Origin of the sequence: uncultured Algibacter sp. (assembly GCF_963976535.1) — a bacterium.
Lineage (GTDB): Bacteria > Bacteroidota > Bacteroidia > Flavobacteriales > Flavobacteriaceae > Algibacter_B.
Genome location: NZ_CAXBLF010000088.1, coordinates 1 through 9,175 on the forward strand (window position 1 = coordinate 1; position 9,175 = coordinate 9,175).

Below are 9,175 nucleotides of genomic sequence, written 5' to 3' on the forward strand. Positions count from 1 at the left end.
TCTGAAGACAATATTAAAGATTTTGAAAATTGGAAAGCGCTAAAAAAGAAATAATGCGCTGTTGAAAATCAATTAAATCACGCTTTTCATTTTTATCACCAACGAAAGCGACTAAGAAGTCTATAATAAGTTTCATTATTAAAGGTCTTTTGTGTTTATGTTTTTTATGCTACTTATATTTTAAATTGGAGGGTAGCATAATAATATTTTCGATGGATTTTTAGAAACAAAAATGAGTTCTGAAATAGCAGCTGAAATAAATATTTCATCTCCTTGATTATATGTATATTCCTTGTTGTTACATACCATTATTCCTTCACCTGAATAAATAACGGCAACATAAAAACGTGAGTTTCCTTTTATGGTATAGCTGCCATTTAAAACGAGTTCATTTAAACCAAAACAATTGGTGTGCTTTGCATTAAATATAGTTTTTAAAGTAAACTCATTTGAGTCATCAAGAGTTTCTGGAGTTACTTTCCAAACATTTAGAGCTTCATCTAAGGTATAAGTATCATAATGAAAACATTCAAGCATTTTCTGCTCTCCCACATCTTGATGAATGAGTTCTGGCCCAATTGTGAGACCATTTGGGGTCGTTTTTTCAACACGCATAGTATAATCTGTAGGTTCTTGAACCTCCATTAAAAAGCAACCACTGCCTATAGCATGAGGTACTCCTCCATAAATCATAAATGCATCTCCTGGCTTTACTTCAATTCTATGTAGGCAGTCGAGCATACCTTGAATATTTTGATTTTCGAAATGTAATTTCCATTCCTTTTTTGTGACATTTTTTTTGAAGCCCATATAAACGACGCTTTTTTCGCCATTTATTTGTCGTGTATTCAATACGTACCAAGATTCAGTTTTGCCAAACTCTGAGTTTAATATAGTTCGGGCATAATGTTTATCGGGGTGCACCTGAATGGTTAACCGTTCCAAGGAGTCTAGTATTTTAATAAGCACACCTGTTGTTCCATATTTTTCAGCTAATTTTTTACCTAAGTATAATTCTAGATTTGAATCTATTAAATCTTTAAGAGATATAATTCCATCGGCGGTTTGTATTAGAGAAAGCCCTTCGTTTTTAGGTCTGTTTTTTCCACGTGCTGTAATTGTAGACATTATCCATTCTTCAGGCATACTGCCATCGATTTCAGGACATGTTTTTTTCCATTTATCAATCAAAGCACCACCTTCATAAGTTCTCCAAACTCTATTTGGAAGCTGTTTTAGTGGTATACGGGCATATTTTTGTAGGTGTTCACTCATGTTCTATTGAATTTCTAGTACACATAATTTAAATTTAGCAGGACTATAAAAAATTCATAAATCCATTTAACGCAACATACAACATATAACAGTTGAAAATAAAAGTAGCTCCTAACGCTATATTCATCCAAACATTGATTTTATGCTCTTTCATAATACCTGATCTATTGAGCAGAATTATTAAAAATAAAGTTATCAATGGCATTATAAATGGGCTGAGAGCTTGAGATGCAATTAATATCCAAACAGGTTTACCACCAACAAATGGAACAATTAATCCAGATAATGCCACCAAAACCACTAAAAGTTTATACAATGGTTTTTTCATATCCCGTTCGGTATTTGTATAATCTGCAATTAACCAAGGAAACAATAAAAGATTAGGAAAAATGGATGATAATCCAGCTCCTATAATTCCCAAAGTAAATAAAGTAAGGGCAAAATCTCCCGCCCAAGGTCCCAATGCGTGCATCATATCCGTGGCATCATCAACTTTGGCTCCTTGAAAATAAAGTGTTCCCGTTGCACTAATCATAATAGCTAGACTTATAAAAAATGTCATGACCATAGATGACAAGGCGTCTCTGTTCTCTGTTTTAAAATCTTTAATCCCCCAATTTTGTTCTTGAACTAAAATACTTCGGGACGCTAAACAAACTCCTGCCATTGTAGTACCAACTACTCCAGCAATTACAAGACCTGCAACATCACCCTTGGGTAATTTAGGAAAAAATTCAACGATGGATGTTCCTGCTTCTTTAACAACCATAATACTAGTAATAATAAAAGCAAATGCCATAAAGCCAACCATAATACTCATAGCCTTGATGAAATTAGCATGTTTTCCTGTCCAAAAAAGAGCAATCAATAGGACTATAAAGAAAATAGAAATAACAGGACCATTGAGAAAGGAAATTGAAGTTTTTACGGATATCCATTCCATTGTAACTTCCGCTACAACGCCCATAACTCCTATACATGAAGAAACTATGGAAACGAGCAACGCGGTTATAATGAAAATGGTAACGGGTTTCCCAAATGCCTTTTTAAAATTAAACATAAGCGTTTCTCCAGAAACTATTGTCAATTTACTTATTGAAATAAGGAGGAAATAGGTGAAAAAACAGGAAAGTAATAATGCCCATGAAAGGCTTAGACCGTATTTGGCACCTGAAACCACCATAGAGGTAACACTTCCTGTACCTACAACATAGCCAATAATAAAAAATGCAGGTCCAAAATTCTTAAGACCCTTTTTAATTCTTTCTGAAAGGGTTATGCTACTTGATGCCATAATTAATGATTTATTTCTTTTTGTTGGATAATTTTGAAAATTCTTTAAATAATAGATCGTTTCATTAATGCCTTACTCTCTCTTCTCAAAGAGAATTGCTACTACATTGGTTCTAAAAAATTCCAAAATGAACATCTTTAATTATATTTACAGCTTTTAAAGCGTGCACCACACTATTAAATTATGGGGTAAAAACGCCTTATTGATATTAAGAGCACCTTAAATTCGAGTAGAAATATTTTTTTGTCAATTTTTATTTCAAGTATACTAAAACTCTCCTGTAACAAATTCTTTAAAAAAACATAAGAGTGAAATTTTATCTTTTTAATTTCCTTTATAATTGTTACAAAAATCAATAAGCATTTCGAAATGAAATTCCATAGTTTCAACTGCCAATTTTGAGTCTTGATTTCTTATTGCTTCAAAAATAGCTTCATGCTTTTTAACTTCATGAATAAAACCATCTTCATCACACACACGTGTTTCTTCAAATACTGAGAGTATCTTTGGTGTAATTTGCAACATCAACGCATTTATAGTACTATTTCCACTTGCTTTTGCAATAGCTAAATGAAAAAGTAAATCTTCTTGTATTGCATCTTCGCGCTTTAAAAGTTTTGTTCTGTAACTAATAAGCGCTTTTTTAATATTTTCTAAATCTATCTTAGTTCTATTTTTTGCTGCCAAACAAGCCGTTTTTGACTCCAACAATATTCTTGTTTCTACCAAAGATTTAAAATTTTGATTTTCCAGTGTTACCATGTCATCTATGATACCAGTCATAGCAATCTGACCTATTTTAGCTATAAAGGTTCCCGTTTGTGGAATCGACTTCACCAACTCGTAGAATTCAAGTGTTTTAATGGCCTCCCTAACATGTCTTCTGCTGACACCAAATTTTTCAGATAACACCCTTTCTGAGGGTAGTTTGTCCCCTGGTTCTAGATTTTTATTACAAATCAAATTCCTGATTTCCGATATAATCACGTTCTTCACTTCAAGATTATCGTTTTTTGCAAGTATCTCTAATTTCATTTAGGAAATATAAAATTGGTTTACAAAACTAGGTCTCACTAAATCTAGAAAATTATTGTAGCAATAAATATTTATTTATTAAAAAACCCTCAGGATAAATCTTTGAATTTTTGAAATCCAAAAAAAAAAAGATTTTACTGGTCTGAAATTCAGACCAGTACTATCTATTAAAAAAAACTAACTCAAACTAATTAACCCGTATTACAATTCTATATAATTAATGATAAACCTCTAAATCATAATAATTTATCATAACTAAAATGGCTCTAGTTTAAAAGAGTGTTGATATAGTACTTGAACGCTTGATATTTATGCTTTTGGATAATTTGTTTTGCGTTTCAATCATCCAAAGTCCTTTAAAAATAAATAGTTCCAAAGTCATACCAATGTTAAACTAGAGCCTAACTAAATATTCTCTATACATATTTTTCTATTAGTTTTAATCTCGGGTTTACAAGTGACGAAAATTAAGATAAAGCCAAAATTAAAACTCCTAACTTGGGTAACTAATTAAAAAACTTCTAATTAGTTACCCAAGTTAGGATTTCTTTCTATCTCGTCTGCTGGTATTGGCATTAAATAATCATCTGCAGAAAAACCTGGTTTCTCTCCTTCTAAACCAGAAGCACTAAATACTTCTGCACCTATTTTTCTTCTAGCAATATCATACCATCTTTTACCTTCAAAAGCAAGCTCTAATCTACGTTCTTCCAAAACATCAGCAACAGTTACCGTTCCTGTATGGTCTGCAGGGTCTAGACTTGATCCTGTGTTTTTCCATGACCCTCCAGCTCTTGCTCTTGTTCTTACCTCATTTAGATATTTAATTGCCGACGTATTATCATCCAGTTCTACAGCAGCTTCTGCAGCAATTAACAACACTTCCGCATAACGTATCATAGAGTAATTATGACTTGTTGCTCTACCATTTCCGCGAGCAAACGGTCCTGGAAAACGCGTGTATTTTGCAATATATGGTCGTTGTTTAGCAAACTTGTGAAGAGATCCTGGTACTATACCAAAACCAGTGTAAGGTGTTAGTGGGTTTGAAGTATCATTATCAAATTCTGCTTCATCATCCATACTAACAGCTCTTCTATAATCGCCTGCAGCCCATTCAGTATATACTTTAAGAGCAGGAACTGCAACAGACCAGCCGCCTCCATTTTTCGCGTCTCCTCTAATACCTGTCATAGGAGCTATTTGATCGTATGCATTATCAGGAGCTTCAAAATTATTATAATCTAATGCGAATATCGGCTCTAAAGATCCATCGATTTTAGTGGCATCAAATAAAGTTTGATAGTCAGCCTCTAATTCTAACTTATAGTCACCTCTTTTATTAATAACTTCTTGGGCTTCGTCAAATGCTTTTTTAAAATTAGCATTATCATCTGTTCCTGCCATCGTTAAATACACCAAAGCTAAATAAGAACTCGCTGCTGCTTTAGAAGGCATCGCTCTTGATGCTTGAAAATCTGGTAACCAAGTTTTAGCAAATTCTAAATCTGCAATGATTTTTGCATACACTTCTGCTGCTGGTGTTTTACTAATAGCACCTGCTGCATCGGCATCTGTTATTGGTGCTTCAATATAAGGAACATCTCCAAATTGTCTTACCAAATGAAAATAATAAAACGCTCTTACAAAATAAGCTTGTGCAGTAACTGGGTTTTTAAGCTCATCAGCTGCACCAACCAATTCAGCTCCTGCAATGGCTTGATTAGCGGCAGCAATTCCTTGATAAGTTTTTGGCCAAAATTCACTAATCATTCCATTACTACCAAGAGTAGTCAATTCATTATGCTCTACTCTTCTTGTTTCGTCTGATGCTAGATCCACCATATCAGAACGTAACATTAATGCTATAGAAAGTTTTCTTCCCCAAAACTTTTCATTGATTGCGTGTGTTAAAGCACCATCTACTGCTGTTTGTATATCTTTTGGAGTTTGAAAGAAACCTTCTGGGGCTAATAAGCCCACAGGCTCTTCTTCTAAATCTGAACATCCCGTTATTGATAATCCTATCAATAACAATAAAAATTTGTATGCTTTCATAATTTTTTCTTTTAAAATTAAAAATATTTTTTATATAATTTACGATTAAAATTTCACGTTAAGGCTAAAATTAACAGACTTTACCGTTGGGTAATTTCCAAAATCAAACCCTTGAGCTGTATTAGCTTTTACGTCATTTACACCGCTACCACCAAAGTAACTCACTTCAGGATCTAAACCAGAGTACTTTGTAAACGTCAATAAGTTTTGTGCACTTACAGAAAATCTTACTCTCTGTAATCCTAATTTTTCAGTAATATCTGAAGGTAAATTATAGCCTAAAGCTATATTTTTCAATCTTATATAGCTACCATCTTCTACAAAACGAGAGGAGATCTCTCTATTGCTATTATTTCCAACACGAGGTGTGTTTGTGTTGGTATTTGTAGGTGTCCAAGCATTGTTATAGTAGTCTCTAGTAGTGTTTGCATCTCCATTATTCAACTGTACATTTGTTAAGTTAAAAATATCTCCACCTTGAGAACCTTGAAAAAAGATACTTAAATCGAAATCTTTGTAGCTAAAGCTATTGGTAATTCCAAAAGTATAATCTGCATTGGGGTTACCTATAGTCGTTCTATCATCTTCAGTAATATCACCACTTTCATCTACATCTTTAAACAATGGATCACCTGGCAAACCATTAGGTTGAGTTGCTGTACCTGCGGGTAAAGCACCGCCTTGGTAAACACCAGCATATTCATACCCGTAAAAAAGACCAACTTCTTCACCTACTCTTAAAACGTGAGTTCTATCATGACTAAAATAACTTGGACTAGCATCATCAAATAAATCTGCATCGTTTATTAAGGCTACTACTTCGTTTTTATTGGCAGATAAGTTAAAATCTGTAGTCCATCTAAAATTGTCGTTAGTTATATTTCTTGTGTTTAAAGAAATTTCAAATCCTTTATTATTTATCTGACCTAGGTTTGTTAAAATTTCATCATTTGCGAAACCGAAATACTCAGGAATACCATTGTTTCCCAAAATTAAATCTTTTGTATCAATATTATAATAATCTAATGAAAGCGTTACTTTATTATTATATAAACCTAAATCTATACCAATGTTTGTTTGATAAGACGATTCCCATTTTAAATCTGGATTAGCAGGTTGGTCTGGCGTAATAGCATTTACAGTTTCCCCATTACTAGCAGCATAAAGGCTTGCAAACCTTGCTAAAGATTGGTAAGGGCTAATTGATGGGTTACCTGTAACACCATAACTTACTCTTAATTTTAAGTTAGAAACAGTTTCACTATCTTTTAAAAAATCTTCATTTGACACTTTCCAACCTATAGCTCCAGAAGGAAATATCGCATATTTATTATTAGCTGCAAAATTTGATGCGCCATCTCGTCGCACTGTTGCAGTTAATAAATATTTATCATCATAATCGTAATTCACCCTTCCGAATTGAGATTGAATTTCTACTTCTGATAAGGATGAATCAGGCTGTAATAAACCTGTAGCGTCACCTAAGGCATAGAAAGAAAAACTATCTGAAAGAAAACCTGTACCAGCTGCAGAAAATGCTTCTGTAGTTATTTTTTGATAAGAAACCCCTCCTAATAAAGTTAAATTCCCTTTTCCTATTTCATTTGTATAAGTCAAGTAATTTTCATTCAACACATTTGTTCTTTTAGCATTTGTAACACTAGCTCTTCCACCTACCGCTGATGCTGTAACTTCTAATGTTGATGGATTATAAGTGCCTTGTGTTTCATTTTCAGTACTCATACCAAAGGTTGTTTTAAAAGTAAGGTTTTCTAAAATATCATAATTTGCATAAAAATTTGCTCTAAAAATATCTGATTTAGTTTCGTCTACGCGTTCTGTAGCAACAGCATACGGGTTATCTACTAAATCCCCTATAGTATTACCTGAGTTGTAGCTACCGTCTGCATTTCGTAATGGTTGATCTGGCGCATATCTCATTGCTAAGGAAATTACATCATCTCCACCTGCGCCTACACCGTTATCACCAGTTGATTGCGTAGCAACTCCATTCTTAGTCCCTCTACTTCCAAAAAGATTAAGTCCAAATTTTAATTTATCTGTTACTTGCGCATCTATGTTTGATAAGAATGTTGCTCTTTCGAAACCAGAATTTACTATAATTCCATCTTGTTTAAAATAATTACCAGAAGCATAAAAATTCATTTTATCTGAACCTCCTGAAAAAGAAAGTTGATGATTCGCAGTATTACCAGATCTGTAAATTAAGTCTTGCCAATCTGTATTTCCAGATCCTTGAGTATAAGTAGCAGGTACTTCTCCTGTTGTTAGAGCAGTATTATTATTTACTTCTTGTTGATAGTTTGCAAATTCATTTGCATTTAACAAATCTAGTCTATTTGCAATATTATTAACAGCATACGTACTATTAAGTTCAATAACCATTTTACCACTTCTACCTTTTTTAGTAGTTACTAAAATAACACCGTTTGAACCTCTAGAACCGTATATAGCAGTTGCTGATGCATCTTTTAGCACCTCTAAAGATTGAATATCATTAGCTTGCGGCATTGATGCCCCAACAAAACCATCTACAACAATAAGAGGAGAACTATTGGCGCTTATAGACGTATTACCTCTAATTTTTATGTTGATAGGCGCTCCTGGCTCACCACCATTATTAGATTGCACAACTACACCAGCTGCACGCCCTTGTAAAGCTTGTTCTGCGTCTAACACTGGAAATGCAGTTAATTCGTCTGCTTTCACTGAGGAAACAGCTCCTGTAATATCACTCTTTCTACGCGCACCATAACCTACAACCACAACTTCGTCTAGTGAAGCTAAGTCCTCAACTAAGGCCACGTTCACTGTATTTGAATTGCCTACTGCAATTTCTTTAGTGGCATACCCAATATAACTAAATACCAAGATAACAGCGTTTCCATTTACATTTAATGAATAGTTTCCATCAAAATCTGTTGATGCACCATTACTAGTTCCTTTAACTATAACATTAACACCAGGAAGTGTCGTACCATCTGCTTCTGCAGTTACAGCACCTGTTATCGTTTTTTGCTGTGCATTTATATTCAATGCAAAACAAAATCCTATTACTAATAGGAGTGTCTTTTTTAAGTTTTTTGTTTGTTTCATTAATTTAATTTTTAGTTTCTGTTTAGTTATTATTTTAGAATTAATTTTGGTACACCAAACTGGTTCACCAAAGTGGTTTGCCAAATATATGTTATTTATTTGTTAAAAAAAAAGTTTTTTTGAATTTAACTGTTAAAACAAAATAAATCAGAGCTAGATTCTACCGAAATATTATTCTTCAAGCAACAAATTTATTTTTTAATTAAATGAAATAAACATGTTATGGATAGTAGTGGAACAAAAAAAATGACATTTTACGATCTGTTTCGAATTCAACTAAAAACAAAAACCCCACAGTTTTTAGGAACTGTGGGGTAATGAATTAAATTAAAAGTATTTTTGTGACCGCGAAGGGATTCGAACCCCCAACCCTCAGAGCCGAAATCTGATATTCTA

6 protein-coding genes are annotated in these 9,175 nt (G+C 33.3%); all 6 read right to left on the reverse strand.

Annotated elements, in window-relative coordinates; translation table 11 throughout:
* Positions 1-13 precede the first annotated feature (13 nt).
* The 6 genes from AAC024_RS15075 to AAC024_RS15100 all read right to left on the reverse strand — a co-directional run bounded on the left by AAC024_RS15075 (position 14) and on the right by AAC024_RS15100 (position 8,779).
* On the reverse strand, positions 14-136 hold the full coding sequence (locus tag AAC024_RS15075; protein ID WP_339896323.1) for a hypothetical protein: 123 nt from the start codon (positions 134-136) through the stop codon (positions 14-16).
* 44 nt (positions 137-180) lie between these two features.
* On the reverse strand, positions 181-1,275 hold the full coding sequence (locus AAC024_RS15080; RefSeq protein WP_339896324.1) for a type I phosphomannose isomerase catalytic subunit: 1,095 nt from the start codon (positions 1,273-1,275) through the stop codon (positions 181-183).
* A gap of 43 nt (positions 1,276-1,318) precedes the next feature.
* A complete protein-coding gene (locus AAC024_RS15085; RefSeq protein ID WP_339896325.1) occupies positions 1,319-2,569 on the reverse strand; it encodes an Nramp family divalent metal transporter in 1,251 nt (416 codons plus the stop codon).
* Between the two features lie 324 nt (positions 2,570-2,893).
* On the reverse strand, positions 2,894-3,604 hold the full coding sequence (locus AAC024_RS15090; protein ID WP_339896326.1) for an FCD domain-containing protein: 711 nt from the start codon (positions 3,602-3,604) through the stop codon (positions 2,894-2,896).
* 525 nt (positions 3,605-4,129) lie between these two features.
* A complete protein-coding gene (locus AAC024_RS15095) occupies positions 4,130-5,662 on the reverse strand; it encodes a RagB/SusD family nutrient uptake outer membrane protein (protein WP_339896327.1) in 1,533 nt (510 codons plus the stop codon).
* A gap of 45 nt (positions 5,663-5,707) precedes the next feature.
* Positions 5,708-8,779: a TonB-dependent receptor gene (locus AAC024_RS15100; protein ID WP_339896328.1), complete on the reverse strand. Its 3,072-nt coding sequence runs from the start codon at positions 8,777-8,779 to the stop codon at positions 5,708-5,710.
* Between the last annotated feature and the right edge of the window lie 396 nt (positions 8,780-9,175).

Excerpts from the sequence above, each read along its gene's own strand:
- AAC024_RS15080 (WP_339896324.1), bottom strand. The coding sequence starts at position 1,275 with ATGAGTGAACACCTACAAAAATATGCCCGTATACCACTAAAACAGCTT.
- AAC024_RS15095 (WP_339896327.1), bottom strand. The coding sequence starts at position 5,662 with ATGAAAGCATACAAATTTTTATTGTTATTGATAGGATTATCAATAACG.
- AAC024_RS15085 (WP_339896325.1), bottom strand. The coding sequence starts at position 2,569 with ATGGCATCAAGTAGCATAACCCTTTCAGAAAGAATTAAAAAGGGTCTT.
- AAC024_RS15090 (WP_339896326.1), bottom strand. The coding sequence starts at position 3,604 with ATGAAATTAGAGATACTTGCAAAAAACGATAATCTTGAAGTGAAGAAC.
- AAC024_RS15075 (WP_339896323.1), bottom strand. The coding sequence starts at position 136 with ATGAAACTTATTATAGACTTCTTAGTCGCTTTCGTTGGTGATAAAAAT.
- AAC024_RS15100 (WP_339896328.1), bottom strand. The coding sequence starts at position 8,779 with ATGAAACAAACAAAAAACTTAAAAAAGACACTCCTATTAGTAATAGGA.